The 24,419-nt window shown below is 70.2% G+C and carries 25 protein-coding genes; 15 read left to right on the top strand and 10 right to left on the bottom strand.

Translation table 11 applies throughout. The annotated features are described in order from the left end of the window. The first annotated feature begins 209 nt into the window (after window positions 1-209). From P0R32_RS05630 to P0R32_RS05620, 3 genes are all read left to right on the top strand, one after another. Window positions 210-662, top strand: a complete 453-nt coding sequence (locus tag P0R32_RS05630) for a DoxX family protein (protein WP_276238975.1) — start codon at window positions 210-212, stop codon at window positions 660-662. 124 nt (window positions 663-786) lie between these two features. Continuing rightward, on the top strand, window positions 787-1,851 hold the full coding sequence (locus P0R32_RS05625; RefSeq protein WP_276238974.1) for an ATP-NAD kinase family protein: 1,065 nt from the start codon (window positions 787-789) through the stop codon (window positions 1,849-1,851). Window positions 1,852-1,961: 110 nt separating this feature from the next. Continuing rightward, a complete protein-coding gene (locus P0R32_RS05620; RefSeq protein WP_276238973.1) occupies window positions 1,962-2,993 on the top strand; it encodes a phosphate uptake regulator PhoU in 1,032 nt (343 codons plus the stop codon). Window positions 2,994-3,300: 307 nt separating this feature from the next. Here P0R32_RS05620 and P0R32_RS05615 read toward each other — a convergent pair whose 3' ends face one another. Continuing rightward, window positions 3,301-3,699 (bottom strand): DUF7528 family protein, encoded by a 399-nt coding sequence (locus tag P0R32_RS05615; RefSeq protein WP_417377504.1) that lies wholly within the window; start codon window positions 3,697-3,699, stop codon window positions 3,301-3,303. A 104-nt stretch (window positions 3,700-3,803) separates the two neighbouring features. After that, on the bottom strand, window positions 3,804-5,051 hold the full coding sequence (locus P0R32_RS05610) for an LEA/WHy family protein (protein ID WP_276238972.1): 1,248 nt from the start codon (window positions 5,049-5,051) through the stop codon (window positions 3,804-3,806). 168 nt (window positions 5,052-5,219) lie between these two features. Here P0R32_RS05610 and P0R32_RS05605 point away from each other — a divergent pair, with 168 nt between their 5' ends. The 4 genes from P0R32_RS05605 to P0R32_RS05590 all read left to right on the top strand — a co-directional run bounded on the left by P0R32_RS05605 (window position 5,220) and on the right by P0R32_RS05590 (window position 7,077). After that, complete coding sequence (locus tag P0R32_RS05605) at window positions 5,220-5,405, top strand: DUF7525 family protein (protein WP_276238971.1); 186 nt, start codon at window positions 5,220-5,222, stop codon at window positions 5,403-5,405. A gap of 88 nt (window positions 5,406-5,493) precedes the next feature. Next, window positions 5,494-5,718 (top strand): DUF7123 family protein, encoded by a 225-nt coding sequence (locus P0R32_RS05600; protein WP_276238970.1) that lies wholly within the window; start codon window positions 5,494-5,496, stop codon window positions 5,716-5,718. A gap of 121 nt (window positions 5,719-5,839) precedes the next feature. Continuing rightward, a complete protein-coding gene (locus P0R32_RS05595; protein ID WP_276238969.1) occupies window positions 5,840-6,268 on the top strand; it encodes an SRPBCC family protein in 429 nt (142 codons plus the stop codon). Beyond that, window positions 6,265-7,077: a carbon-nitrogen family hydrolase gene (locus P0R32_RS05590; protein ID WP_276238968.1), complete on the top strand. Its 813-nt coding sequence runs from the start codon at window positions 6,265-6,267 to the stop codon at window positions 7,075-7,077. The genes P0R32_RS05595 and P0R32_RS05590 overlap by 4 nt, the downstream gene beginning before the upstream one ends. Before the next feature lie 37 nt (window positions 7,078-7,114). Here the strand turns inward: P0R32_RS05590 and P0R32_RS05585 are convergent, their stop codons facing one another. Together P0R32_RS05585 and gfo6 are read right to left on the bottom strand one after the other, a co-directional pair. After that, the gene (locus P0R32_RS05585; RefSeq protein ID WP_276238967.1) at window positions 7,115-7,369 is read right to left on the bottom strand and encodes a hypothetical protein; all 255 of its coding nucleotides are present in this window, start codon (window positions 7,367-7,369) and stop codon (window positions 7,115-7,117) included. Window positions 7,370-7,733: 364 nt separating this feature from the next. After that, window positions 7,734-8,804 (bottom strand): D-xylose 1-dehydrogenase Gfo6, encoded by a 1,071-nt coding sequence (gfo6, locus tag P0R32_RS05580; RefSeq protein WP_276238966.1) that lies wholly within the window; start codon window positions 8,802-8,804, stop codon window positions 7,734-7,736. 618 nt (window positions 8,805-9,422) lie between these two features. Between gfo6 and P0R32_RS05575 the strand changes: the two genes are divergently transcribed. After that, entirely contained in the window at window positions 9,423-9,890 is a 468-nt protein-coding gene (locus tag P0R32_RS05575; RefSeq protein WP_276238965.1) for a DUF4112 domain-containing protein, read from the top strand. Window positions 9,891-9,986: 96 nt separating this feature from the next. Here P0R32_RS05575 and P0R32_RS05570 read toward each other — a convergent pair whose 3' ends face one another. Further along, window positions 9,987-10,838 carry an RIO1 family regulatory kinase/ATPase domain-containing protein gene (locus P0R32_RS05570; protein WP_276238964.1) on the bottom strand — a complete coding sequence of 284 codons (852 nt, stop codon included), beginning with the start codon at window positions 10,836-10,838 and terminating at the stop codon, window positions 9,987-9,989. Between the two features lie 128 nt (window positions 10,839-10,966). Beyond that, a complete protein-coding gene (locus P0R32_RS05565; protein WP_276238963.1) occupies window positions 10,967-11,260 on the bottom strand; it encodes a hypothetical protein in 294 nt (97 codons plus the stop codon). Window positions 11,261-11,443: 183 nt separating this feature from the next. On the opposite strand from P0R32_RS05565, the gene P0R32_RS05560 reads away from it, so the two are divergent. Continuing rightward, entirely contained in the window at window positions 11,444-12,583 is a 1,140-nt protein-coding gene (locus P0R32_RS05560; protein ID WP_276238962.1) for an acyl-CoA dehydrogenase family protein, read from the top strand. Window positions 12,584-12,787: 204 nt separating this feature from the next. After that, a complete protein-coding gene (locus P0R32_RS05555) occupies window positions 12,788-15,073 on the top strand; it encodes a histidine kinase N-terminal 7TM domain-containing protein (protein WP_276238961.1) in 2,286 nt (761 codons plus the stop codon). Between the two features lie 53 nt (window positions 15,074-15,126). Here the strand turns inward: P0R32_RS05555 and P0R32_RS05550 are convergent, their stop codons facing one another. Then, window positions 15,127-15,504 carry a DUF8048 family protein gene (locus tag P0R32_RS05550; RefSeq protein WP_276238960.1) on the bottom strand — a complete coding sequence of 126 codons (378 nt, stop codon included), beginning with the start codon at window positions 15,502-15,504 and terminating at the stop codon, window positions 15,127-15,129. Window positions 15,505-15,624: 120 nt separating this feature from the next. Here P0R32_RS05550 and P0R32_RS05545 point away from each other — a divergent pair, with 120 nt between their 5' ends. Together P0R32_RS05545 and P0R32_RS05540 are read left to right on the top strand one after the other, a co-directional pair. After that, window positions 15,625-16,482, top strand: a complete 858-nt coding sequence (locus P0R32_RS05545) for a sugar phosphate isomerase/epimerase family protein (protein WP_276238959.1) — start codon at window positions 15,625-15,627, stop codon at window positions 16,480-16,482. Then, window positions 16,479-17,423: a carbohydrate kinase family protein gene (locus P0R32_RS05540; RefSeq protein WP_276238958.1), complete on the top strand. Its 945-nt coding sequence runs from the start codon at window positions 16,479-16,481 to the stop codon at window positions 17,421-17,423. The genes P0R32_RS05545 and P0R32_RS05540 overlap by 4 nt, the downstream gene beginning before the upstream one ends. On the opposite strand, the gene P0R32_RS05535 is transcribed toward P0R32_RS05540, so the two are convergent. Further along, window positions 17,393-18,733, bottom strand: coding sequence for an MFS transporter (locus P0R32_RS05535; RefSeq protein WP_276238957.1), 1,341 nt, complete (start codon window positions 18,731-18,733; stop codon window positions 17,393-17,395). The genes P0R32_RS05540 and P0R32_RS05535 overlap by 31 nt on opposite strands. Before the next feature lie 157 nt (window positions 18,734-18,890). Here P0R32_RS05535 and P0R32_RS05530 point away from each other — a divergent pair, with 157 nt between their 5' ends. From P0R32_RS05530 to P0R32_RS05520, 3 genes are all read left to right on the top strand, one after another. Beyond that, window positions 18,891-20,531, top strand: a complete 1,641-nt coding sequence (locus P0R32_RS05530; protein WP_276238956.1) for a uracil-xanthine permease family protein — start codon at window positions 18,891-18,893, stop codon at window positions 20,529-20,531. Window positions 20,532-20,681: 150 nt separating this feature from the next. Further along, the gene (locus tag P0R32_RS05525; protein WP_276238955.1) at window positions 20,682-21,824 is read left to right on the top strand and encodes a M24 family metallopeptidase; all 1,143 of its coding nucleotides are present in this window, start codon (window positions 20,682-20,684) and stop codon (window positions 21,822-21,824) included. Window positions 21,825-21,978: 154 nt separating this feature from the next. Continuing rightward, entirely contained in the window at window positions 21,979-22,791 is an 813-nt protein-coding gene (locus P0R32_RS05520; protein WP_276238954.1) for a ZIP family metal transporter, read from the top strand. Between the two features lie 42 nt (window positions 22,792-22,833). Here P0R32_RS05520 and P0R32_RS05515 read toward each other — a convergent pair whose 3' ends face one another. Continuing rightward, window positions 22,834-23,118, bottom strand: a complete 285-nt coding sequence (locus tag P0R32_RS05515) for a DUF7545 family protein (RefSeq protein ID WP_276238953.1) — start codon at window positions 23,116-23,118, stop codon at window positions 22,834-22,836. Window positions 23,119-23,299: 181 nt separating this feature from the next. After that, on the bottom strand, window positions 23,300-24,352 hold the full coding sequence (locus P0R32_RS05510) for an NAD(P)/FAD-dependent oxidoreductase (RefSeq protein WP_276238952.1): 1,053 nt from the start codon (window positions 24,350-24,352) through the stop codon (window positions 23,300-23,302). Window positions 24,353-24,419 lie beyond the last annotated feature (67 nt).

The following is a 24,419-nucleotide window of genomic DNA, read 5'->3' as shown; positions in this document are numbered from 1 at the left end:
CGACGCCGACCGCGACGGGACGAGGCGAGGAGGTCGACCGTCGAAGAACTATCAGATGTGCGAGAGTAGAGTTCGGACGATGATTCTGAATGAGGGGATCGACCGATTGGAGGCTGTAGAACCCTGAATGAACGCGAGTGACAGCCGTGTAACCCGGTTACGCCAATGTCAGGGAAATTATAACTTGGGGCGTCGTGTACCATCGGTCGATGTTCGACACAATCGTGCTCCAGGGTGCGTCCGACCTGTTCAACAGCGCCGGCTCCGCCGAGGTGTTCCTCCTCGCGCGGCTCCTGTTCGGCTTCGTCCTCGCGTTCATGGGACTGAACCACTTCATGATGACCGACGGCCTCGCTGGCTACTCCGAGGCGAAGGGCGTCCCGGCGCCGCGGCTCGCGACGCTGTTCTCCGGCGGCCTGCTCCTGCTCGGTGGCCTCGGCATCGCGACGGGCGCGTTCGTCGTCGTCGCCGCGGGCGGCCTCGCGGTGTTCCTGCTGCTGTCGGCGGTCACCATCCACAACTTCTGGGCCGTCCCCGAGGACCAGCAGCAAGACGAGATGACGAGCTTCCTCAAGAACACCGTGATGGCCGGCGCGGCGCTCGCGTTTCTCGCGCTCGCCTCCGCCCCGTGGCCGTACGCGCTGAACCTCGGTCTGCTGTAGAACCGGATACACAGAGGTCCCCACCGAGTTCTCCCGTCCTCCGTCCGTCAGCGTCCACATCGAATAGCGGTGCGCCTGCCCCCGGATTCGGGGCGCTTTTGCCGCCCGCGCGCCGCCCCTCGGTATGCGAATCGGCTTCCTGCTCAACCCCATCGCGGGCATGGGCGGCCGCGTCGGCCTGAAGGGCACAGACGGGAAGGTCGCGGAGGCGCGCGCCCGGGGGGCCGACCCGCGCGCGCCAGACCGCGCTCGCCGTGCCCTCGACGCCCTCGCCGAGCGCGCACCCGACGCCGACCTGGTCGCGTGGGGCGACCCGATGGGCGCGAGCGAAGTCCGCGCGGCGGGGTTCGACCCCGAGGTGCTCGGCACGCCCGCGGGCGAGGAGACGACCAGCGACGACACGGGCCGCGCCGTGGCGGCGTTCCGTGAGGCCGGCGTCGACCTCGTGCTGTTCGTCGGGGGTGACGGCACCGCCGCCGACGTGGCGGAGGGCTTGGCGGGGAGCGACACGCCGATGCTCGGCGTCCCCGCAGGGGTGAAGGTGTACTCGTCGGTGTTCGCCGTCTCCCCGGAGGACGCCGCCTACGCCGCCGCGACGTTCGAGCGCACCGAACGCCGGGAGGTGATGGACATCGACGAGGACGACTACCGCGAGGGCGAGGTCAACCCCGAACTCCGCGCCGTCGCGCACGTCCCCGTCGCCGAGCAACTCCAGTCTGGGAAACAGATCGGCGGTGGCACCGTCGAGTCGCTCGCCGAGGGCGTCGCCGAGGACGTGCGCGCTCGCCCAGAGACGACGTGGGTGCTCGGGCCCGGGTCGACCGTCGGCGAGGTGAAGGAGCGACTCGGCTTCGAGGGGTCGCCCATCGGCGTCGACGTGTTCCGCGACGGCGAGGTCGTCGAACTGGACGCGACGGAGGCGGAGATTCTCGACGCGCTCGGCGAGGACAACGTCATCGTCGTCACACCCATCGGCGGACAGGGATTCGTCTTCGGCCGCGGCAACCCCCAACTGTCGCCCGCGGTGATCCGCGAGTGCGACGTGGAGGTCGTCGCCTCGCGCGACAAACTCGACGACCTCCGGGTGCTGCGCGTCGACACCGACGACCCGGACCTGGACGAGGCGCTGCGTGGCTGGGAGAAAGTGCGCGTCGGGCGCTTCGAGCGGCGGATGATGAAAATCGTCTGAGGCCGAGTCGACCCCGCGTGATAAGTCAGGCGGTCGATCCTTACATATCTCGCCACGGGTATTATGGACATGGGGACAAGGTTAAGGTCGTCTAGGGGGTCCTGACAGCTATGGAAACGCGGAAGGTCCAACGACTGGGCCCCTCGACGCTGGCGATGACGTTGCCCGCCGAATGGGCGAAAGAACAGAACGTTGAGAAGGGCGACGAGGTGTCGCTCCGGATGGGCGGGAAGGGGACGCTGACGGTGCTGCCGGAGTCGGCGAGCACCGAGGACGCCGAGGCGACCCTCCACGCCGACAACCTCGACGCCGACGCGCTCGAACGCGCGATCCTCGCGCAGTACGTGCTCGGCCGGCGCGTCATCAACATCACCACCGAGGACGGCGCGCTCGGCTCCGACCACATCAACGCCGTCTACAAGGCCGAGACGCAGCTCATGGGCCTCGGCGTCATCGAGGAGACGCCGGAGAACATCGCGATTCGCTGTTCGGTCGACCCCGAGGACTTCACGCTCGACAACCTGCTCGAACGCCTGGAGAACACCGGGTCGACGATGCGCGGCGAGGCGGTAAAGGCGCTGGCCCACGGCAACGCCGACCTGGCCCAGCGCGCGCTCAACCGCGAGCGGCAGGCGAACAAGATCTTCGTCCTCCTGCTTCGCCTCATCTTCACGGCGTACCAGAACCCGAACCTCGCGCGCGCAGTCGGCCTCGACTCGGGGTTCCCGCTGATCGGCTACCGTTCGATCGCGAAGAACCTCGAACTCATCGCGGACAACGCCGAGGACATCGCCGAGATCGCGATGGAGGCCGAGGGCAACACGCTCGACGTCGACGACGCGACGATGCGGCGCATCCGCGACTTCACCGACCAGGTCGACCAGATCACCGCGATGGCCGTCGAGGCCGCGGTCAAGCGCGACTACGCGCTCACGATCGAGGTGAAGTACCTGTTCCGCGAGCTGAAAGACCGCGAGAACGACATCCTCACCGACCTGCCGGAGATGTCGAACGCGCAGTTGCTCCAGGTGCGTGAGGTGCTCGTCAGCCTCCAGGAGACGGCGCAGTACGCGATGCGGATCGCGGAGGTCGCCGCGAACCTCGCGCTGAACGAGGAGAACGAGTTCGTCACGATCGAGTAACGCGAGACGCGAGCGCAGCGAGCGTCTCGGGAAACGGCGGCGCGGTCCTGTCCCGCGCCGCCCACGAATCTTGTATGGCCGACCACCGGGAGGCCCCGATTGGGCGAGCGGGGAGCCCAGCGACCCGCGAGTACGGCGAGACGCGAGCGCAGCGAGCGTCTCGGGAAACGGCGGCGCGGCACGAGACCGCGCCGCCCACGACTTCTGTGAGACCGACCGGTGGAAGGCTCAGTAGACGCGAGAAGTGAGGAGCGGTCGCTGCGCCGAGCGGCTTCGGCCGTCTCCGGAACCCGCAGTGCGCGGCGGACTACTCCTCGCCGTCCTCCTTGCGACCGGTCAGCGGATTCCGGCGGTGGATCCGGCAGTCGAACGCGGGGTGCTCGGCGAAGTGCCGGATCAGCATGTGCCGGCGCGACCCGGTGATGCCGGTGGTCCCCACGTCGTCGGCGTCGAACGTCTCCGGCAGGCGGTCGTACAGGCGGCGAACCTCCTCGAAGGAGTCGAACACCTTCGCGTTCCCCGCCGAGTCGGCGGCCTTGCGCGAGACGACGTAGCTCCCGTCGGCGCGGAACTCCCCCGCCGTCCGGAAGAACTCCCGCCGTTCGGTCAGCGCGTCCGCCAGCGACTCCTGCAGGTCCGCGGCGGCCTCGCGTGTCAGTTCGTACGTCGCACCGTCCACCTCGACGACGATGGCATCGCCGTCCACAGAGGTGGTTGCGTTACCGTCCGAGAACTCGATCAGGAGCGGTGATACTCCGGGGCATGGTTCCCAGTTTTCGCCCGCGTGTAAAGCGTTGTCGGCACCGCGTGTCAGCGTGGCACGGTCGCGGCGACCGCGAACAGCCCGTCGTCGCTGGTGGTCGTGGTGCCGGTCGGCGTCTCTGTCGGGACGGGCGTCCCGAGCGGACCGTCGTCGGAGCCGTCCGGGGTCGGCGTCGGCGTCGCGGTTCCGGTCGGCGTCGCAGTCTCGGTCGACGGTTCGTTCGTGTCGTCGGTCGGCGTCGCCGTCGACTCGTCGTCGCCGTCGGTGCCGCTCTCGTCGGTGTCTTCGGCGTCGGTCGCCGCGCCGCTGTCGGTCGCGTTCTTCGTTCCGAAGAGGTCCGTCTCGACCGTTCGCTGGTAGCCGTCGAGGTGGATGCGCTGTTCGCCCGCGCCGGCTTCCGACAGATCGATGACGAGGTAGAACGGCATGGTGAGGTCGGTCACCTGGTTCTGCTGGAGGTGCGACACCCACCACTCGTCGAGGCGCTGGGTGCGAATCTCGGTGGTCGCCTCGACCGCGACGGTCTCTCCCGGCGGGATGGCGGTCGTCCGGCCGGCCTCACCGCTCCCCATCGTGATGTTGTTCATGTAGATGTCGTAGCCGATCTTCGAGACAGTGATCGGGTACGACTTGGGGTTGTGGAGGTACAGCGTCATCTCCACCTCGGTGGTGTCGTCGTCCACGGTGCCCCAGTCGGCTTCCGTGCGTTCGAGGATCAACACGGGGTCTGAGACGACCGGCGAACTCGCGTTCAACGGCTTCGGCTCACTCGTTCGGAACGCCTCGATGATCGAGGTGTTCACGTCGCGACTCACCTGCGTCCCGTAGCTCTGCCCGACGAGCGACGAGCGCACGTCGGCGTCCACGAGCAGGTCGGTGTGTTCGCCGTTGTTCACGTGACTCACCCACCACGCCGGGATCTTCGAGTTGTCGAGACTCGTCTCGAACGGGACTGAGGTGTTGCCGGTCGTGACCCCGACGCCCTCCTTCGTCCCCTCGGCCATCGTGATACCGTTCATCGTGACGGCGTAGTCTGCGGTCACGCCGCCGAGGCGGACGCCGATCGGGTTGGGGTTGTTCACGACGAGGTCGCTCTCGACGACGGTCGTCTCGTTGGTCACCTCGCCGAAGCGGTTCTCCACGCCGACGACCGACGGCGCGCCCACGACCCCGAGCGCGAACGCCCCACCGACTGCGGCGACCAGGACGACGACGGCGGCGGCGACCGCCCTGACGGTCGAGACAGCGCGGTCGGTCTCCCTGTGCGACTGGGACGTGCCGGGACTGCCACTCATCGTCGGGTCGGTGTGCCCCCCGGGCTGAAAAGCCTGCTCGCCGCCTGTCAGTCCGTTGTCGGTGACGGCGGCGGCGTCGAGGCACCAGTCGCCCCCCTCCGGCGTGGAGTGACCCGCCGTGTGCCGGTCTTCCGCAAGCGTTAGGTACGTTCCGTCGGAGCGTCGAGTATGGCAACCGAGACCCTCGAAAGCGACAAGGCGATCGGCGTCTCGCTGGCGTTCGCCGCGCTGGCGGTCGTCGGCGCGGGGTTCATGATCGCCGGCGCGTCCCAGATCGTGATGGCGTGGGGGTTCGCGCTGGCGATGGGCGCGGCGATTCTGGCCGTCGTCGCGGTGCAGGCGTTCGACGCCTGACGCGACGCGTGCCGTCGACGGTCGAACCCGCCGTTCGCCACCGAAGGAAGCGTTAAGAACGCGCACACAGTAGAGTAAGGTAGCACAAATGACGGAGTACACCGACGAGGAGAAACGCATCCTCGCGTACCTGCGCGACAGCGTCTCCCGGGGGGAGGAGTACTTCCGGGCGAAGAACATCGCGGAGGCCATCGGCCTCTCCGCCAAACAGGTCGGCTCGCGACTCCCGACGCTCGCCGAGAAGGCCGACGAGGTCGACATCGAGAAGTGGGGTCGCGCGCGGTCGACCACGTGGCGCGTGGAACTACCCTGAGGCTCTGGACCCACGGCCCACGCGTCCGCCCTCCCACTGGCGCGACATCGCTGAGCCACAGCGTCGTGCGTCCACGCCGGAACCCCCCCGCTTTTTCGCCCCCCGCCCGTAGGTCGGAACAATGACCGTGCGTGTGTCCCGGGAGTTCGTCTTCGACGCGGAGCCGGCGGACGTCTGGGCGTTCATCTCCGACCCGGCCAAGCGCGCCGGCGCGATCAGCGTCGTCGACGAGTACGAGGTCCACGACGACGGCACCGCGACGTGGCACGTGCGACTCCCGATCCCGGTGATCCGGTCGAGCATCGCCGTCGACACCGAGGAAGTCGCGAAGGAGCCGCCCGAGTACGTGAAGTTCGTCGGGAAGTCGAAGGCGTTCCGCGTCACCGGCGAGCACACCGTCTCCCAGACCGACGACGGCCGCACCCGCCTCGTGAACGAGTTCGTCGTCTCCGGGCGCGTCCCCGGCGTCGAGTCGTTCTTCGAGCGGCGCTTCGGCGAGGAACTCGACAACCTCGAACGCGCACTCGAACGCGACCTGGGGTTGGCATGAGACTAGCGCTCGCACAGATCGAGGTGCGCGAGGCCGACCGCAAGGGCAACCTGGAGCGCGCGCTCGACGCCATCGAACGCGCGGCCGCCGACGGTGCCGACCTCGTCGCCCTGCCGGAATTGTGGAACGTCGGCTACTTCGCGTTCGAGGCGTACGAGCGCGGCGCCGAGGCGCTCGGCGGCCCGACGCTGACGCGCCTACGGGAGGCCGCCAACGAGCACGACGTGGCGCTGCTGGCCGGTTCCATCGTCGAGGACCTCGCCGCGAGCGCCGCCGACGGGGAGTCGGTCCCGGCCGACGACGGCCTCGCGAACACCGCGGTGCTGTTCGACGCCGACGGCGACCGGCTGGCCGTCTACCGCAAGCACCACCTGTTCGGCTACGAGTCTGCCGAGACGCGCCTGCTCACCCCCGGCGAGGAGCTCCCGGTCGTCGAGGTCGGGGGCCTCAACGTGGCGGTGACGACGTGTTACGACCTGCGCTTCCCCGAACAGTTCCGCGTGCTGGCGGACGAGGGGGTCGAACTCGTGCTCGTGCCGAGCGCGTGGCCGTACCCACGGGTCGAGCACTGGCGGACGCTCCCGCGGGCGCGGGCTATCGAGAACCTCTCGTACGTCGCGACGGTGAACGGCTCGGGGAGCTTCGAGGACGCGGACCTCGTCGGTCGCTCGACCGTGTACGACCCGTGGGGGACGACGCTGGCGTCGTCGGGCGACGACCCCGCGCTCGTCGTCGCCGACGCCGACCCCGAGCGCGTCGCCACCGTCCGCGAGGAGTTCCCCGCACTGGCGGACCGGCGCGACTACTGATGCCGACGCTGTCGGCGACGCCGACGAGCGACGCCGCTCACTCGACGTAGTGGACGAAGACGGTGCGCTCGCCGTCGAGGAGTTGACAGAGCCGCTCGCGCACGTCCGGCCCGACGTTCACGTGGGCGAGGGGGATCTCCTCCACCCGTAAGAGCTTCCCGACGACCCCGCCGTCAGGGAGGCCGAGCGGGTCGCCCGGCTCCCCGAGTCGACGGTGGTCGACGATGCGGCGCGGCTGTGACAGCAGGTCCTCGGCACCGCCGAGCAGTGCCTCGGCCCTGAGGCGAGCCATATGCTGGCCTCCGCTCGTGTTCACATAACCGTTCCGTCGGCGCCGAATCTCGCCGTCGGGCGTGCCGGTGGCTTTATCACCGTCAGCCTAGTAGTCGGGGATGCCGGCTGATCGACGCTTTTCTCGTCGAAGGCTGGCGAACCTAAAAATCCGCGCCGCCGCGCCCGACGCGACCGTGCGCGCCCGAGCCGCGATCAGGGGTCCATCGCGCCGGACGCGCACACCACCGCCTCCCCACTCCACTCCGCCCACCTTCGTTTCCCACGCCGCCGAGTCACGCCGTCGTCGGTGCCAGTGAGCGCACGCGTCGTCACCCGCCATCGCGAGCGCCGGCGCCCCCGACCGCTTCCCTCCGAGCAGTTCGCTACAGTTCCACCCGGTCGCCCGTCGCCGCCGACGCTTGGACCGCCGCCAGAGTGCGCATGTCGACGAGGCCGTCGGCGCCGTCCGGTTCCACGTCGGCACCCGTCGCGACAGCGTGCGCGAAGTAGTCGAATTCGGCGACCGTCTCGTCGGCGCCCGCCTCGGCGAGTTCGAGCGTGCCGTCGGGCGTCTCGACGGTCACCTCGCGGTCGGCGCCGGGTTCGAACGCCGACCGCACCGCGACCCGGCCGTCGGTGCCGAGGAACTCCAACTCGGTGTTGAAGTGCCCGGAGAAAGACGCCGAGAAGTTGCCGACCCAGCCGTCCTCGCCGCCGAACTCGACACGGAAGTCGACGTGCTGGTCAACCTCGTCGAACGCGGGGTCCGGCGAGCGAGTCGTCGCCGACACCGCGGTCGGGTCGTCGCCGGCGACGAACCGGGCGGTGTTGAGCGGGTAGACGCCCACGTCGTACAGCGCGCCGCCGCCCGCGAGGTGGCCGTCGAGACGCCACTGGTCCGGCCCCGCGTCGCCCCCGAGCACGGGGAACGTGAAGTCGCCGACCGCGCGCTGGAAGTCGCCGATGCCGCCGCCGGCGACGAACTCGCGGAGGCGGCGGACCACGGGGTCGGTCTGCATCCGGTAGGCCGTCATCAGGCGGACGTCCGCGTCGGCGCAGGCTGCCACGAGTCGTTCGGCACGCTCGACGGTCGCCTCCAACGGCTTCTCGCAGATCACGTGTTTGCCGTGGCGAGCCGCCGTCTCGACGTGCGGGAGGTGCAGGCGGTTCGGCGTCGCGACGTACACGGCGTCGTACTCGTCGGTCGCGGCCCCCGCTTCGTAGGCGTCGTAGTCGATGGACGTGAGGCCGAACTCGTCGGCCAGCGAGGCTCGCGTGTCGGGGGCGCCGCTGACCGCGACGGTCGGCGTCGCGTACGTCCCCGCCACCATCGCGGGAATCGACACCGACCGCGCGTAGTTGCCACAGCCGACGATCGCGATTCGGACCGGGTCCTCTACCGCGCCGGTGTCCCAGTCTCGGTCGCTCGCCGCCGAGAGCGTCGTATCGAACACGGCCGAGTGTTCCGTTCCGAGGGCTAAACGGCGTCGGCTAGTCGAAAATCGGATCCGATAATTCGGGCGGTGTCTTGAAGTAACGAACGCTCGCCGATGCAGGTACCGCGGGTCCGAGCCTTGTCCAGGTGCTCCCCCCCAGCGCGCCCGGACAGAGCGACCGTTACGGTCGTCCCGGTTCGGCTTCGCGGGGTACGGGACCGCGTGTCCCGAGCGAACTGGGGGCGCCCGTGCGACGGCGATTCGCCCATCCGCCCGGGAGGGTCGGAGCACTCCCGCTCCCACTCCCGCTCCGCCCCACCGCCCCCGGCACCGCACAGACGCACACCACACCGAACCACATCACGTCCGCGACGCGGTCGGCGTCACACACCACGTCGGATTCACCGCGCGACGGACACCGGAGCCACCCTCCGGCGCGTCTCAGGGAGCGGACCTCCCCTCTCCGAGGTCGACACCACCACCGACGAGCGTCGCGGTCACCGAACGAGAGACCGAGAGACCGAGAGACCGAGAGTGGCCAAATCGCCTGCTGGTGGGTCTGTGAGCGGCAACGAGCGCGACCTCGTCGACCGAGCGGCCGTAAGGCCCTTTCCTCGTGATCGTGTCGCGACAGGTATGGTCGACGCCGAGTCGTTCACGATGGACCTGCCCGAATCGGCCGACGAACCGGCGCTGCGACGGGTGCAGACCGTCGCGCGCGTCATGGACGAGGCGGTTCGGATCCCGGGGACGAACACGTGGGTCGGACTCGACCCGGTGCTGGGCGTGCTCCCGGGCGCGGGAGACGTGGTCGCGGCGGGCATCTCACTGTACATCGTCGCCGAGGCGGCCTACCTGGGCGTCCCGCTGTCGACGGTCGTCCGGATGCTGGCGAACGCGGCCGCCGACGCGGTGCTGGGGTCGGTCCCGGTCGTCGGGCCGCTGTTCGACGCCGTGATCAAGGCGAACGTGTGGAACGTCGAGCACATCGAGGAGTTCGTCGACGGGACCACGCGCGACGGCCCCACGGGGGCGGGCGTCGATGCGGGTGCGAGCGACGACGCCGACGACGGCCCGGTGCGGATCGAGATCACCGAGGAGTAGGGGAGACACCGATCTGAACGCCGCGTGGGTCGCCGACCGCCCCGTTCGAGCGACGGCGCGACCGTCCGGGTCGCACGGCCCGATGGATCGTGTGACTCACGACTCGCTCCGCTCGCCGGTTGCGTCTGCGACCCCGCCACGGTCGGCAGCGCGCTTCTCGATCTCTCCTTTCAACTGCGGGCCGTCGAAGTCGTGGTCCGGGCGGATGGCGACGAAGTCGAGGTACTCGCGCGCGCCGAGCACGTCTGCGGCGGGGTACGCCGACAGCGCCGCCGCGACGGCGTCTGGCGCGCCGATCAGCGGCTCCAACGCCGCCAGCCCGCACGCGAGGTCGTACTCGCGAGCGTCGAGCGCACCCGGTTCGCGGACGCTCGTCGCGTCGATGAAGTAGAGGTCGCCGTCGAGGATGAGCACGTTCTCCGCGCGGAGGTCGCCGTGGGCGAGTCCGCTGTCGTGGAGACGGCGCAGCGACTGGAACAGCGCCGGCGCCAACTCGCGCTCGGTGTCCGTGTCCAACTCGTCCAGCGGCCGGAACGCCGGGAGGTACTCGACGACGAGGACGCCGAGACCGTCGATTTCGAGCGCTTCGACCGGTTCGGGCGCGTTGACACCGATCGCCCGCATCTCCTCGGTCGCCTCCAACTCGTGGCGGGCCATCTGCGCCGGCGTCCCGAAGTGGCCGAAGAACCCCTCCGTCCCCGAGGAGAACGCCCCGAGGTTGCGACCGGCGGTGAACAGCGCGTGCACCAGCGAGTTCTGGCGGCTCACCACCTTCACGAAGTACGTCTCGCCGCCGGTGTGGAGAATGAACGGCGTGGAGAGCCAGTTGTCGGCGTCGAGGAACTCCGCACGCGCCGTGCCGTCGCCGTAACGCGCGGCCAACTCGCGGACGACCGCCTCCAGTCGGTCCCACTCGACGGTGCCACGGAGGAGCCGCTGGAGGTCCATGGAACGTGGTACCGCGCCCGATGGGATAAATCGTCGTACGGCCCGAACGTGAGTTGTCAGCGGTTCAGCCATGAGGGGCGTCGTCGATGGTACGGCCGTGGTCGCGGCGTCCCGACGACGGGGCCCGATTACTCGCGGAGCCCACGCGCGACCGCCCGGGCGACCCCCACGGACGCCGCGACCACACCGACCGCGACGACCGCGCCGACGGTGACACCGATCAGATTCGTCGCGAACCGACGCGTCCAGTCGCAACGGAACCACGCGCCGGGGTTCGGGACGCGACAGGTCGCGGGCGATCCCGCGGTGGCCGTGACCGCGACTGCGAGGACGACGACTCCGAACACGACGACGCCGAGCGTCGCCGCCCACCCCCACCACAGCGACGGGTCGTCGTCCTCGGTCGAGCCGGAGTCGGTCATCGGGTTGCCAACGCGGTGGCCGGTGCGAAGAACCTTGCTCCGACTGTCCCGTAGGACACGGTCCAGTCGACCCGCCCCCGCGCCGGTCGAGGAGCGTCGCCCACTCGTGTGTCGTCCCCGCGGATATTGCGCGTACCGAAAGCCATCGAAACAAGTATTTCCCGGGACGCCTCCACTTCGTTCATGAACTTTGATCTACCCGCGGAACACCGGATGATCCGCGACCAGGTCCGGGAGTTCTGCGAGGAGGAGATCGCTCCCATCGCGCAGGATATCGAGGACGAACACCGGTTCCCGCAGGAGATCTTCGACGAGTTGGCCGCCCTCGACATGATGGGCGTCCCGCTCACCGAGGAGTACGGCGGGCTCGGGGGCGACACCCTGATGTACGCCGTCGTCGCCGAGGAACTCGGTCGCGTCTCCGGCGGCATCGGCCTCTCGTACGTCGCCCACACGTCGCTGGGTGCCAAGCCGATCGAACTGTTCGGCACCCACGAGCAGAAGGAGGAGTGGCTCCGCCCGCTCGCCGAGGGCGACGGGATGGGCGCGTGGGCGCTCACCGAACCCGGTTCGGGGTCGGACGCCTCCGACATGGACACCGTCGCCGAGAAGGACGGCGACGAGTACGTGCTCAACGGCACGAAGCAGTTCATCACGAACGCCAGCGTCGCCAACAGCGTGCTCGTGAAGGCCGTCACCGACCCCGGCGCGGGGTACGACGGCATCTCGACGTTCATCGTCGACCCCGAAGACGACGGGTTCGAGGTCACCACCGTCTGGGACAAGATGGGCCTCAACTGCTCGCCCACCTGTGAGATTAGCCTCGACGACGTGCGTATCCCCGAGGACCGCCTGCTCGGCAACGAGGGCGAGGGGTGGAAACAGACGATGAAGACGCTCGACGGCGGGCGCATCTCCATCGCCGCGCTGTCGACCGGACTCGCGCAGGGCGCCTACGAGGCGGCGAAGTCGTACTCGGGCGAGCGCGAGCAGTTCGGCAAGCCCATCTCGAAGTTCGACGCCGTCCGCGACATGGTGGTCGACATGGACCGCAAGGTCGAGCGCGCGCGCCTGCTCACCCACAAGGCCGCGACGATGTACGACGACGGCGAGGACGTCACCAAGGCGTCGGCGCTCGCGAAACTCGACGCCAGCGAGGCAGCCCGGAAGGTCGCAGAGGACTCTGTGCAGGTGCACGGCGGCTACGGCTACACCACCGACTTCCCGCCCCAGCGGTTCTACCGCGACGCGAAGTTGATGGAGATCGGCGAAGGCACCAGCGAGATCCAGCACCTCGTCATCGGGCGCCAACTCGGCCTCTAACCTGGCGACCACGAAACGGACGAGCGAGTGAGCGGCGCGAACCAGCGAGGGCGTTTGCGGGGGAAGCGGGGCGCAGCGTCTGTGCGCTAGCCGACAACTCGACCGCTGATCCGGAGACGGCGAGCGGCTATATGGGAATCTGAACTGATAATCCCGGGCACACGTTTATGTGGTCAACTCGGCCACCGTGCATCAACTCCGGCAATGGACACTGCGTCAGAGATCCTCATCGTCGCCACCTTCGCCTCGGCGGTGGTGTCGACGGTGACGGGGACGCTCGCGTATCTGCGGACGCGCGAGCGACGCGACCACGCCGGCATCTCGTTCGTCGCTCTCGCCTACGGTGGGGCGCTGTGGGCGGTGCTGTTCGGACTGCAACTGCTCGCCGGACCGACGCAGGCGGGGTACGTGTTCTTGCGCGCGAAGTGGGTGTTGGCGACGCCTGTCGTGACGAGCGCACTGTTGTTCGGTCTCTACTACACCGGTCGCGGCGACTGGGTCACGCCGCGCCGGACCGTCCTGCTCAGCGTCGAACCCGCGGTCGCCGCCGCGGTGCTCGTGCTCGATCCTAGCGGGGTCGTGTTTACCCGCGTCGTGGAGCAGTCGGTGTACGGCCTGCGAGCGTACGTCGGGGTCCCGGCGACCGGGTTCGTGCTCCACCTCGGGTACGGTGCAGTCGTGGGGGCCGCGTTCATCATGCTGTTGGCGGAGGCCGCGACGCGCTCGTCCGGCCCGTACCGGCGGCAGGCGACGACGGTCGCGCTGGCCGCCTCCTTGCCACTGGCGAGCGTGGTGCTGTTCGCCGTCGGCCCCGCGTGGCTCCCGCCGTTCGACACGACGCCGGTCGTGTTCGGGGCCGCGTGTCTGGTGTTGCTGGTCGCGATGTACCGGTACGACCTGTTCGACGTGGCGCCGGTCGCCCACGAGACCGTGTTCGCCGGCCTCGACGACGCCATCGTCGTCGTCGACGAGTCAGACCGCGTGTTGGAGACGAACCCCGCGGCCCGCGAGGCGTTCGACGTCGACGGCGACGGCGTCGGCCTGGCCGCCGAGGAGTTGCTCCCCGACACCGAGGAGGTGGCCGGCCTGCTCGAGGGCGACGACGCAGAGGTCACACTCGACGACGGCGGCGGCCAACGACGGAACTTCGCCGCCAGCGTCTCGGGTCCGACGTACTTCGAGGCGACGTGCGAACCGCTTGGGCGCGAGGGCGTGCGCCTCCTCGTGTTCCGCGACGTGACCGAGCGCACCCGCGTCGAGCGACGCTATCGCGCGTACGTCGAGCACGCAGACGACATCATCGCGGTCGCCGACGCCGACGGCGTTCTGGAGTACATCAGCCCCGCCGTCGAAGGCGTCCTCGGTCACGACCCGGAGGGACTCGAAGGAGGCGTGTTCACCAACTACATCCACCCGGACGACCGCCGCTCGGTCGCCGAACCGTTCGCCGAGAGCCTCGACCGCCCCGGCGAGAGCGTCCGGGTGTCGTTCCGCGTCGAACACGCAGACGGCGGCTGGCGCACCCTCGACGGTGTCGGCGTGAACCGCTTCCACGACCCGAACATCGGCGGCTACCTGATGACGCTGCGCGACGAGACCCGCCGCGAACGCTACGAGCAACGCCTGCGCGTCCTGACGCGGGTGCTCCGGCACGACCTCCGCAACGAGTTGAACGTGGTGCTCGGCTACGCGGACGTGATCGCCGCCACCGCCGACGACGACACCGCCGAGTACGCCGAGCGGATCCAGCGGTCGGCGGGGCGACTTGCCTCGTTGGGTGACCGCGTGCGCGGCGTCGACCGGACGCTCCAGAGCACCGACCACGGCGGTCGGCCGGTCGACGTGGCCGCCGTCGCCGACGAGGTCGCCGACCGCGCCCGAGACCAGTTCCCGGAGATGACGCTCACGGTCGACGCCGAGGAGGCGGTCGCGTACGCCGACGAACTGCTCGCGACTGCCGTGTGGAACGTCGTCGAGAACGCGGGGCGTCACCACGACGGCGACACCCCCCGCGTGGCGCTGACGGTCTCCTCCGACGACGAAACCGTCGAGATCCGCGTCGCCGACGACGGACCCGGCATCCCCGACGGCGACCGGGCCGCCGTGGAGTCGGGCCACGAGACGCAACTGCAACACGCCAGCGGGATCGGCCTGTGGCTCGTCCGGTGGATCGTCGACGGCGTCGACGGCGAGTTGACGTTCGTCGACGACCCCGGCGAGGAGGCGGCGCCGTTCCCCGACGTCGCGACGGTCGTCGTCGTGCGCCTCCGTGCCACCGAGGGCGACGACGACCCGCCCGTCGGCGATCAGATCGACCCGTGGAGCGTACCTGCCGGTGCCACGGAGGTCGCCGACGGCGGCCCGACTGGGTGGCGTCCGCGGGACGACACGCCCGTGGACGCGGTCGTCGAGGAGGCGCTGACGCCCGACCCGTCTGCCGAGACGCCCACGGACGAATCGACGGACGAGGCGCCCGCGGACGACGACTGACTGTAGAACGGCGATTGACTGTGGCCGGACCGAGTGTGGCCGGGCCGAGACGGCTACGGCGCTCGCTCGGCGACGAACACCAACGGCTCCCAGTCGCCGCGTTCCTCCGGCGCCAACTCTGTGCCCTCGGTGAACGCGCGGTCGTGGACGGCCTTCGCCGCCGCCAGCAGCGCCGCCGACGCGTCGAGCGTGGCGGCGAACTCGGCCCACACCCGCGGCGGCACCAGCAGGTAGTACGCCCGCCCCCTCCGACGGACGAGCGGGTCGTACTCGAACGCGCGCCGGTACTCGAACACGAGGTCGGCGACGCCGGGGTACGCCCGCACGTCCGCCTGCATCCCCGCGAGCGTCTCCGCGAGGGCGTCCCCGTCGACGTCTGCGTCACTCGCCGTCTGATCGACGTACTCCGCGAGCGGCCCGAGCCCGTCCATACGCGGGCTTCGTGATCCGTTGTCATGAGCGCCACGGTGGTCCGAGCGACGGCCTCCACCGTCGAACGCCGTCGGTGTCGCGTCCGGAGAATCGAAGTGCGGGCGCGCGAAACGGAGGCTATGAACGTCGACATCGGGTTCGTCACCCAACTCGGGGTGGACCACCGGGAGGCGGTCGCGACCGCCGCCGAGTACGGCTACGACTACGTGGAGGTGATGCTCGACGGCGCCGGCGCGCGCGACCGACTCGCCCCGCGTCGCGACGACCTCCGGAGCGCGCTCGACGAGCGCGGCGTCGCCTGCACCGTCCACCTCCCGTTCCGCGGCCTCGACCCCGGGTCGCCGTTCGACGGCGCTCGCTCGGGGTCGGTCGCCGAGTTGGAGGCGCACCTCGACCTCGCCGCGGCGCTCGGGGCGACGAAGGCGACGCTCCACCCCACATCGAACGCGTGGACGCACGCCCACGACGACGCGGTGATCGGCGACGCCATCGTCGAGTCGGTGCGCCACCTCGACGGCTACGCCGCCGACCGCGACGTGGAACTCGTCGCGGAGAACGTCCCCAAGGGCCGCTTCGACACGAACCGGATCGACGAGTTGGTCGAGCGCACCGACGCGTCGCTGTGTCTCGACACCGGCCACGCTCGCGTCGACGGTCGCGACGACGGCGGCATCGCCGCGTTCGTCCGCGACCACGCCGACCGCATCTCGCACGTCCACCTCAACGACGTGCGCGGCGCCGACGACGAACACCTCCCCATCGGCGCTGGGTTCGTGGACTTCGAGCACGTGTTGGGGGCGTTCCCCGACGACTGGACGGGCACGCTCTCGGCGGAAGTGTTCACCCACGACGCCGCGTATCTGGGCCACAGCATCGACCGAGTCCGCGAGGTGCTCGCGGCTGTAGCGGGTGACGACAGGGACGACCACAGGGGCGACGACGGGGGCGCCCAGACGGACACGGAGGGAGACGCGTGAGCCGCCTCGTCGTCGGCGAGTGTCTCGTCGACCTCCATCCAAAGATCGAGTCGGGAAGCCACGACGACACCGGCGTCTACGCCCGCAAACCGGGAGGCGCGCCCGCGAACGTCGCGGTCGGCCTCGCCCGCCTCGACGAGGCGCCCGACCTGTGGACGCGCATCGGCGCCGACGGGTTCGGCGACTTCCTCGCGGAGACGCTCGCGGCGGAGGGCGTCCCCGACACCCACGTCGAGCGCGACCCCGACGCGCCGACCGGCCTCGCGGTCGTCTCGCTGGACGCCGACGGCGACCGCTCGTTCGCGCTGTACCTGGAGGGAACCGCGAGCAGTCGGCTGGAGACGGGGGCGGTCGACAACGCGACACTCGCCGACCTCGACTGGCTCCACGTCGGCGGCGTCGAGTTGGCGTACGAGCCGTCACGCTCGGCGGTGTTCGACCTGCTGGACCGCGCGCCCGACGGAGTGACCGTCTCGTTCGACCCGAACGCCCGCGAGTCGCTGTGGCGCGCGTTCGACTACGCCGACACGCTCGCCGAGGCCCTCCCGGACGTAGACGTCCTGGTCGCCAGCGAAGAGGACCTCGCCCCCGCGGGCTACGAGGGGAGCCCAGAGGCGCTCGCGTCTGCGATCACGGCGGACGGCCCACACACTGCGTTGATCACGCGCGGCGCCGCCGGTGCGTACGCTCGCTCGACCGAAGACGCGCCGTGGGGCGCCGGCGAGGCCGAACACGCGGGGTTCGACGCCGACGTGGTCGACACGACCGGCGCCGGCGACGCGTTCACCGCGGGCGTCATCGCCGCACTCGACGGCGGGCAGTCGCTGGCCGACGCGATACGGTTCGCGAACGCCGTCGGCGCCCGCGCGACGACCGCACAGGGGGCGATGGCGGCGCTGCCGACCCGCGCTCAGGTCGAAGCGTTCCTCGCCGAGCGGTAGCCGGCGGGGCGGCGGGCGACGACGACCAGCCCGATGCCGACGGCCACGAGCGCCGCGCCGAGCGCGAACGTCGCCAGATAGCCGACGACACCCGCGACGACCCCACCGAGTGCGGAGCCGACCGCGGTGGCGAGACCGGCGGCGGCGGCCTGCACGCCCAGCGCGGCGCCGCGGTTCGACTCGTCGGCGAGGCGCGTGACGATGCCGGCGGTCGTGACGGCGATGAACGCCCACGTCGCGCCGATGAGGCCGAACGCCAGCGAGTAGCCCGCCAGCGCCGGCAGCGCGAGCGCGACGACTGCTACCGCGGGAAACAGGGCTGCCCGCCCGGCCAGCGCGCCGATCTGGATCGCGTGCGGCGCGTAGCGCTTGGCGAGTCGACCCGCCGGCGCGTAACACACCGCCGACCCGAGGTTGCCGGCGAGGTAGACGCCGAACACCGCGCCGGCGTCAACGCGGTCCGCGAGGAACGCCGGCACCGGCCCCCAGAACACCGCGAAACCCAGGGAGAACACGACGACAGCGAGGACGTAGCGCTGGAGCGACGGCGCGAACCGGGCGAGCGGATTCGGCGACCGGCCGGCACGGTGTGACCCGTCACGCCGGGCGCGCGCGGTTCGAAGTCCCCAGAAGACGCGCCCCGGACCGTAGAGGCTCGCGCGGAGGTAGCGACCGGCGCCCCAGTTCGAGCGAGCGAGTCGCGCGTACACCCGGCGGAAGCGCTCGGCGGAGACGGTCGACGGTTCGGGGTACCACAGCCGCGCCAACAGGAGCGCCGCGGTGGCGACGACCGCGAGCGCGAAGAAGAGGAGTCGTTGGCCGACCAGCGGGTCGACGCCGAAGCGGGGAACCGCGAGGGTCCACGCGGTGCCGACGACGAGCCCCGCGACCCAGCCGTACCCCTGCCACGCGTTCAGCGAGGCGATGCGGCCGTCCCACTCGTCGACGGGTGCGCCCTCGACGACGACGAGGTTGAGCACCGGGACGGCCGCCGCGACGACGAACCACAGGGCGGCGTTCAACACGAGCACCGTCGCCGGCGAGGTGGCGAACGGGACGAGTGCGAGCACCCCCGCGGTCGCGCCGAGCGCGACGAGCACGAACGGGCGGCGGCGGTCCGTGCGCGCGGCGAGGGCGGCCCAGGCGACCGCGCCCGGCACGCCGACGAGCGCGGCGGTGGCGGCGATGAGCCCGACGAACGCGAGACTCGCGTCTAGCGCGATGGCGTACAGTGGCACCAGCACGGATGCGCCGCCGACGGCGGCGTACCCGAGTCCCCACGCGGCCAACCAGCGGCGATTGCGCTCCACGCGGGCCGATGTGGGGGGCGTGGCAAATCGGTTCCGCTCCAGCCCCCACACGGGTGCGTCCTCTCTGGTGGTTCGTGTCGACGGTGCAATCAACTCTGTTGACATTAGACTCGCGAGAACGGTACGCTCAAGTCCCGTAGCTTGGTGGTGCGGGACGATGGCAGGGGACACCGACACGAGTGACGGAGCCGAACAGCCACCGCTGACGGACGGCGGCGCCGACGAACCGGGCGCCGACGGATCCGGCGGAGACGAGTCGTCGCTGATCACCTACGGCATCGAGGACCGCCCGCCGTTCGCACAGGCGCTGGGGCTGGGCCTCCAGCACTACCTCACGATGGTGGGCGCGAACATCGCAGTCCCGCTCATCCTCGCGGGTGCGATGGGGATGCCAGACCAGTTCGTCCCGCGGTTCGTCGGGACGTTCTTCGTCGTCTCCGGCATCGCGACGCTCGCGCAGACGACGCTCGGCAACCGCTACCCCATCGTCCAGGGCGCCCCGTTCTCGATGCTCGCGCCGGCGCTGGCTATCGTCGGCGTCGTCGTCGCGAACCCGCCAGGCGGCGGGATCGAGGCGTGGCGCGCCGCGCTGTTACAACTGCAGGGCGCCATCGTCGTCGCCGCGCTGTTCGAGGTCGTCATCGGCTACCTCGGCCTCGTGGGTCGCCTCCGCCGCTACTTCTCCCCGGTCGTGATCGCCCCGGTGATCGTGCTCATCGGGCTGACGCTGTTCTCCGCGCCGCAGGTCGCCAGCGCGACGCAGAACTGGCCGCTGCTGCTGTTCACGTTCGGCCTCATCGCCGTGTTCTCGCAGTTCCTCGGCGACCGCTCGCGCGCGTTCCAACTGTTCCCGGTCCTGCTCGGTATCGTCGTCGCCTACGGCGTCGCGCTCGCGCTGTCGGCGACGGGCGTGTACGCGCAGGGCACGCCCGGCTACGTCGACCTCCAGCCAGTGTTCGAGGCGCCGCTTGCCGTCGCGATCTACCCGCTCCAGTGGGGCGTCCCGCAGGTGACGACCAGTTTCGTCGTCGGGATGCTCGCGGGCGTCATCGCCTCGATCATCGAGTCGCTCGGCGACTACCACGCCGTCGCTCGCCTGTCGGGTGTCGGCGCCCCCTCCGAGAAGCGCATCACCCACGGCATTGGGATGGAGGGGATCGCAAACGTGTTCGCCGGCCTCATGGGCGCCGGTGGCTCCACCTCCTACTCCGAGAACATCGGCGCCATCGGGCTGACTGGCGTCGCCTCCCGCTACGTCGTGCAGGTCGGCGCCGCGGCGATGCTCGTCGTCGGCTTCTTCGGGCCGTTCGGCGCGCTCATCGCGAGCATCCCCGCGCCCGTGGTGGGCGGCCTCTACGTCGCGATGTTCGGCCAAATCGTCGGCGTCGGTCTCTCGAACCTGAAGTACGTCGACCTCGACTCCCAGCGTAACCTGTTCGTCCTGGGCGTCTCGCTGTTCGCAGGGCTGTTCGTCCCCGAGTACTTCGGTAACGTCGCCGCCGCCGCGCCCGACGGAATGGGCGGGGCGACGTTCTTCGCACAGAGCATGGCCGCGGTGCCCGTCCTCGGGGCGGTGCTGGGCGCGGAGGTCGTCGCCAACACCGTGTTCGTCGTGGGGTCGACCGGCATCAGCGTCGGCGGCATCGTCGCGTTCGCGCTCGACAACGCCATCCCCGGCACCGACGAGGAGCGCGGTCTCGCCGACTGGGCCGAGACCGCCGAGTCCGACGAGGACTTCGCCTCCGCGTACGACCGGTTCGTCCGCGACGGCGACGACGCCGCAGGCGGCGCCGACTGAACCTCGGGCGAGTCGTCGGTCCCCCTTCGTGTCCCTCTCCGTGCGCACCGCTCGCCAGTGGCGGCGCCGACGGCGCCGGCGGTGCCGTCTGGGTCGCCCAGCGCCGGCGCCTCCGACGCGTTCAACTCGGCGGCGCCGGAACCCGGGTGTATGCCCGACACCGACGCCGACGGCGACGCGCCGTACGCCCGCCGACTCGAGGCCGCTCGCGAGCGACTCCCCGACGCCGACGCGGACGCGCTCGTGCTGTTCCCGAGCACGAACCTCCGGTACCTCACCGGCCACAGCGAACACCCGAGCGAGCGGCACTTCCTGCTGTTCGTCGTCGACGACGCCGACCCCGTCTTCCTCGTGCCCGAGCTATCGGGCGAGCAAGTGCGCGCCGGGACCCCCGTCGCCGACGTGCGCACGTGGGGCGACGACGAGGACCCCGTCGCCGCCGTCGAGGCGGTCGCCGAAGACCTCGCGCTCGCGAACGACGCGCCGCACGTCCTCGTCGACGACACGATGCACGCCCGGTTCACGCAGGACCTCCGAACGGTGCTCCCCGACGCGACGTGGGGGCTCGCGAGCGACGTACTCGCGGACCTGCGCGTGGTCAAAGACGACGCTGAGATCGCCGCGCTCCGCCACGCCGGGGAGGCCGCCGACGCCGTCGTGCGCGACCTGCGTGAGATGGGCGACGAGGTGGTCGGGATGACGGAGACGGAGTTGGCGCGCCAAGTCGAAGACCGCCTCGCAGCCCACGGCGGCACCGGCGTCTCCTTCGAGACCATCGTCGGCTCCGGGCCGAACGGCGCGATGCCCCACCACACCCACGGCGACCGCGTGGTCGAGGCGGGCGACCCGATCGTCCTCGACTTCGGTACCCGCGTCGACGGCTACCCCTCCGACCAGACGCGGACGCTCGTGTTCGGCGACGACTCGCCGCCCGAGGGCTTTCGCGAGGTCCACCGCGTCGTCCGCGAGGCGCAGGAGGCCGCCGTCGACGTCGTCGAACCCGGCGTCACGGTCGGCGCCATCGACGCCGCCGCGCGCGACGTGATCGAGGAAGCGGGGTACGGCGACGCGTTCGTCCACCGGACGGGCCACGGCGTCGGCCTCGACGTCCACGAGGAGCCGTACGTCGTCGCCGACGGCGAGCGCGAGGTGGAACCGGGGATGGTGTTCAGCGTCGAACCCGGCGTCTACCTCCCCGACGAGTTCGGCGTCCGCATCGAGGACCTCGTCGTCGTCACCGACGACGGCTGTGTCCGACTCAACCGAACCGACCGCGGCTGGCGGACCGACTGAGGCCACTCGTACCACAATCCATACATATTAGCTCGTCGCCACGAGCCGCCGTGGACGGCAGTTTCGGGGCTCCAAAACGACAGACAGGGTTTTCGGGTGGCCAAAAATAGTCAGTCGCGCGATACTTATTGCCGGCCACCTGCTAGGGGGTTCGATGACAGATCTCGGTGCGTACACGTTCGTGTTCGTCGCGGGGTTGATCACGACGCTCGCGACGGGGCTGGGCGCGCTCCCGTTCTTCTTCCTCGACGACATCTCCGACCGCTGGAACGTGGTGTTGTGGGGGCTGGCGTCGGGGATCATGCTCGGGGCGTCGCTGTTCGGCCTCGTCGGCGAGGGGTTGGTGTACGGGACACCGCTGGAGTTGGGTATCGGCGTCGTCGCGGGCGTGTTGCTCGTCGTCGTCGCCCACGAGGTGATCGAGGGCGCGGAGGTGAGCCCGAAGAAGTACGAGGAGGCGGACTTCAAGAAGCTCCTGCTCATCCTCGGCGTGCTCACGGTCCACAGCTTCCCCGAGGGCGTCGCCGTCGGCGTCTCGTTCGCGGAGTTGGGGTTCGACACGGTCGGGGGACTGGTGCTGTTCGGCACCGCCGTCCCGCTGCTGGCGGTGTTCATGACCGTCGCCATCTCCATCCACAACGTCCCCGAGGGCGTGGCGGTGTCCATCCCGCTCCGGAACCTGGCCGTGTCGCCGCCGAAGATGGTGTGGTGGGCGGTGTTCTCCAGCCTCCCGCAACCGCTGGGCGCGGTGATCGCGTTCTACTTCGTCACCGTCGCCCGGCAGTTCCTCCCCATCGGCTTCGGCTTCGCCGCCGGCGCGATGACCTACCTCGTGCTCACGGAGTTCATCCCCGAGGCGCTCGAACTGGGCGAGGAACTCGCCGGCGACGGCAAACGCGAACTCGTCGGCGGGATGGCCACGGGCGTGGGTGCGATGGTGCCGCTGCTGTCGCTCACGTCGTTGTAGGGTGCGAGAGAAAGCGGTGGAGAACGGTGGTGAGCGCCGTCGTCAGTGCGAGTGGCCCAGCGCCTCAGAGAGGCTCTGGCCGAATCGCTCCTCGAACAGTTCCTCGGCCTTCTCGTTGATGGCGGCGATGTCCTCGGGCGTCTCGCCCTGGCTGTGGTGGGCGATGGCGTGGGCCTGCTGTGCGAACGCCTGCAGCACCACGTCGCTGATGACCTCGCTGGGGTTCTCGCCCTGCTCTGCGAGCAGGTCGACGAGCCCCGCGGGGAGGTCGACCTCGTCCTCGTCGCCGTCCGGTCCGGTGACTGTGTAGGTTTCAGTTCCGACCATGTTCCTGGGTGGTCAGGGGGACGTAAAGGTTCGTGGGTCTCGGTCGTCGTCGGGGGGCGTGACGACGCTCGCGGCCGTCCGGGGCGAGGCCTCGCTGCGCTCTGCGGTCTATCGTTCTTGGGCGGCTCGGCCCGAGGACCTCGCCGCCGTCTGCCGAGGCCTCGCTTCGCTCGGCCTCGCGTTAGTCGTCCGCGGCGGCGGTCTCCCCCGCCTTCGCCTCGGCGCGCTTCTGCTCTTCGAGGTAGTCGTCGGCGTCGATGGCGGCCTTACAGCCCATCCCCGCGGCGGTGACGGCCTGCTGGTAGTGGTAGTCGACCACGTCGCCCGCGCCGAACAGCCCCGGCACCGCGGTCCTGGTCTGCCCGCCGCCGTCGCCGCCCGTCGTCTTGATGTACCCCTCGTCGTCGAGTTCGACGCCCGTGTCCGCGAGGTAGTCGGTGTTCGGCGTGTGGCCGATGGCGAAGAACACCGCGCCGACGGGGAAGTCGCGCTCCTCCGTCTCGGGGTCGTCGAGTTTGTCGGTCGGGTGGCCCTCGGGGTGAGAGACGAGCGTCACCGACTCGACGCCGTCCTCGCGGGTGCCGTGGAGTTCCGTCACCTCCGTGTTCCGCATGATCTCGATGTTCCCCTCGTCGACGTGCTCTTGCACGCGGTCGATCCAGTAGTCCTCGGCGCGGAACTCCTCGCGCCGGTGGACGAGGTAGACGGTGTCCGCGAACTTCGTGAGGAAGCTCGCCTCCTCCATCGCGGCGTCGCCACCACCGACGACGAGCATGTCCTCGCCGCGGAAGAACGCGCCGTCACAGGTGGCGCACGTCGACAGCCCGTACCCCATCAACTCGTCCTCGCCGGGGATGCCGAGCGTCCGGGCCGAGGCGCCGGAGGCGGCGATGACGGCGTCGGCGGTGTACACGTCGCCGTTGGCCATCTCGACGCGGAACGGGCGCTGGGAGTCGTCGACGGAGGCGACGATGCCGTTCTTCACCTCGGCGCCGAAGCGCTTCGCCTGCTCCTTCGCGTTGTTGATGAACTCGGCGCCGTTGATCCCCTCGGGGAAGCCGGGGAAGTTCTCGACTTCGGAGGTGAGCGTGAGCTGTCCGCCCGGCTCGTCGCCCTCGAAGACGAGCGGGTCGTTGTTCGAGCGCGCGGCGTAGATGGCCGCAGTCAGCCCCGCGGAGCCCGTCCCCGCGATGATCAGCGGTCGGTGTTCGACGACGTCGGCGGCGTCACTCATTGGCTCTGGATATGCGACTCCGGGGTTTGTACGTTGTGCTGTCGTGCTCGGCTGGCGGACACCGGCT

The sequence above is a fragment of the Halobaculum marinum genome (genome assembly GCF_029338555.1).
Lineage (GTDB): Archaea > Halobacteriota > Halobacteria > Halobacteriales > Haloferacaceae > Halobaculum > Halobaculum marinum.
Note: the sequence above shows the minus strand (reverse complement) of the source record. Positions and strands in the feature narration are given on the sequence as shown.

What these genes read in the sequence shown, in the direction of transcription:
- P0R32_RS05630 (WP_276238975.1), top strand. Translation starts at nt 210, where the DNA reads ATGTTCGACACAATCGTGCTCCAGGGTGCGTCCGACCTGTTCAACAGC.
- P0R32_RS05625 (WP_276238974.1), top strand. Translation starts at nt 787, where the DNA reads ATGCGAATCGGCTTCCTGCTCAACCCCATCGCGGGCATGGGCGGCCGC.
- P0R32_RS05620 (WP_276238973.1), top strand. Translation starts at nt 1,962, where the DNA reads ATGGAAACGCGGAAGGTCCAACGACTGGGCCCCTCGACGCTGGCGATG.
- P0R32_RS05610 (WP_276238972.1), bottom strand. Translation starts at nt 5,051, where the DNA reads ATGAGTGGCAGTCCCGGCACGTCCCAGTCGCACAGGGAGACCGACCGC.
- P0R32_RS05605 (WP_276238971.1), top strand. Translation starts at nt 5,220, where the DNA reads ATGGCAACCGAGACCCTCGAAAGCGACAAGGCGATCGGCGTCTCGCTG.
- P0R32_RS05600 (WP_276238970.1), top strand. Translation starts at nt 5,494, where the DNA reads ATGACGGAGTACACCGACGAGGAGAAACGCATCCTCGCGTACCTGCGC.
- P0R32_RS05595 (WP_276238969.1), top strand. Translation starts at nt 5,840, where the DNA reads ATGACCGTGCGTGTGTCCCGGGAGTTCGTCTTCGACGCGGAGCCGGCG.
- P0R32_RS05590 (WP_276238968.1), top strand. Translation starts at nt 6,265, where the DNA reads ATGAGACTAGCGCTCGCACAGATCGAGGTGCGCGAGGCCGACCGCAAG.
- P0R32_RS05585 (WP_276238967.1), bottom strand. Translation starts at nt 7,369, where the DNA reads ATGGCTCGCCTCAGGGCCGAGGCACTGCTCGGCGGTGCCGAGGACCTG.
- P0R32_RS05575 (WP_276238965.1), top strand. Translation starts at nt 9,423, where the DNA reads ATGGTCGACGCCGAGTCGTTCACGATGGACCTGCCCGAATCGGCCGAC.
- P0R32_RS05570 (WP_276238964.1), bottom strand. Translation starts at nt 10,838, where the DNA reads ATGGACCTCCAGCGGCTCCTCCGTGGCACCGTCGAGTGGGACCGACTG.
- P0R32_RS05565 (WP_276238963.1), bottom strand. Translation starts at nt 11,260, where the DNA reads ATGACCGACTCCGGCTCGACCGAGGACGACGACCCGTCGCTGTGGTGG.
- P0R32_RS05560 (WP_276238962.1), top strand. Translation starts at nt 11,444, where the DNA reads ATGAACTTTGATCTACCCGCGGAACACCGGATGATCCGCGACCAGGTC.
- P0R32_RS05555 (WP_276238961.1), top strand. Translation starts at nt 12,788, where the DNA reads ATGGACACTGCGTCAGAGATCCTCATCGTCGCCACCTTCGCCTCGGCG.
- P0R32_RS05550 (WP_276238960.1), bottom strand. Translation starts at nt 15,504, where the DNA reads ATGGACGGGCTCGGGCCGCTCGCGGAGTACGTCGATCAGACGGCGAGT.
- P0R32_RS05545 (WP_276238959.1), top strand. Translation starts at nt 15,625, where the DNA reads ATGAACGTCGACATCGGGTTCGTCACCCAACTCGGGGTGGACCACCGG.
- P0R32_RS05530 (WP_276238956.1), top strand. Translation starts at nt 18,891, where the DNA reads ATGGCAGGGGACACCGACACGAGTGACGGAGCCGAACAGCCACCGCTG.
- P0R32_RS05525 (WP_276238955.1), top strand. Translation starts at nt 20,682, where the DNA reads ATGCCCGACACCGACGCCGACGGCGACGCGCCGTACGCCCGCCGACTC.
- P0R32_RS05520 (WP_276238954.1), top strand. Translation starts at nt 21,979, where the DNA reads ATGACAGATCTCGGTGCGTACACGTTCGTGTTCGTCGCGGGGTTGATC.
- P0R32_RS05515 (WP_276238953.1), bottom strand. Translation starts at nt 23,118, where the DNA reads ATGGTCGGAACTGAAACCTACACAGTCACCGGACCGGACGGCGACGAG.
- P0R32_RS05510 (WP_276238952.1), bottom strand. Translation starts at nt 24,352, where the DNA reads ATGAGTGACGCCGCCGACGTCGTCGAACACCGACCGCTGATCATCGCG.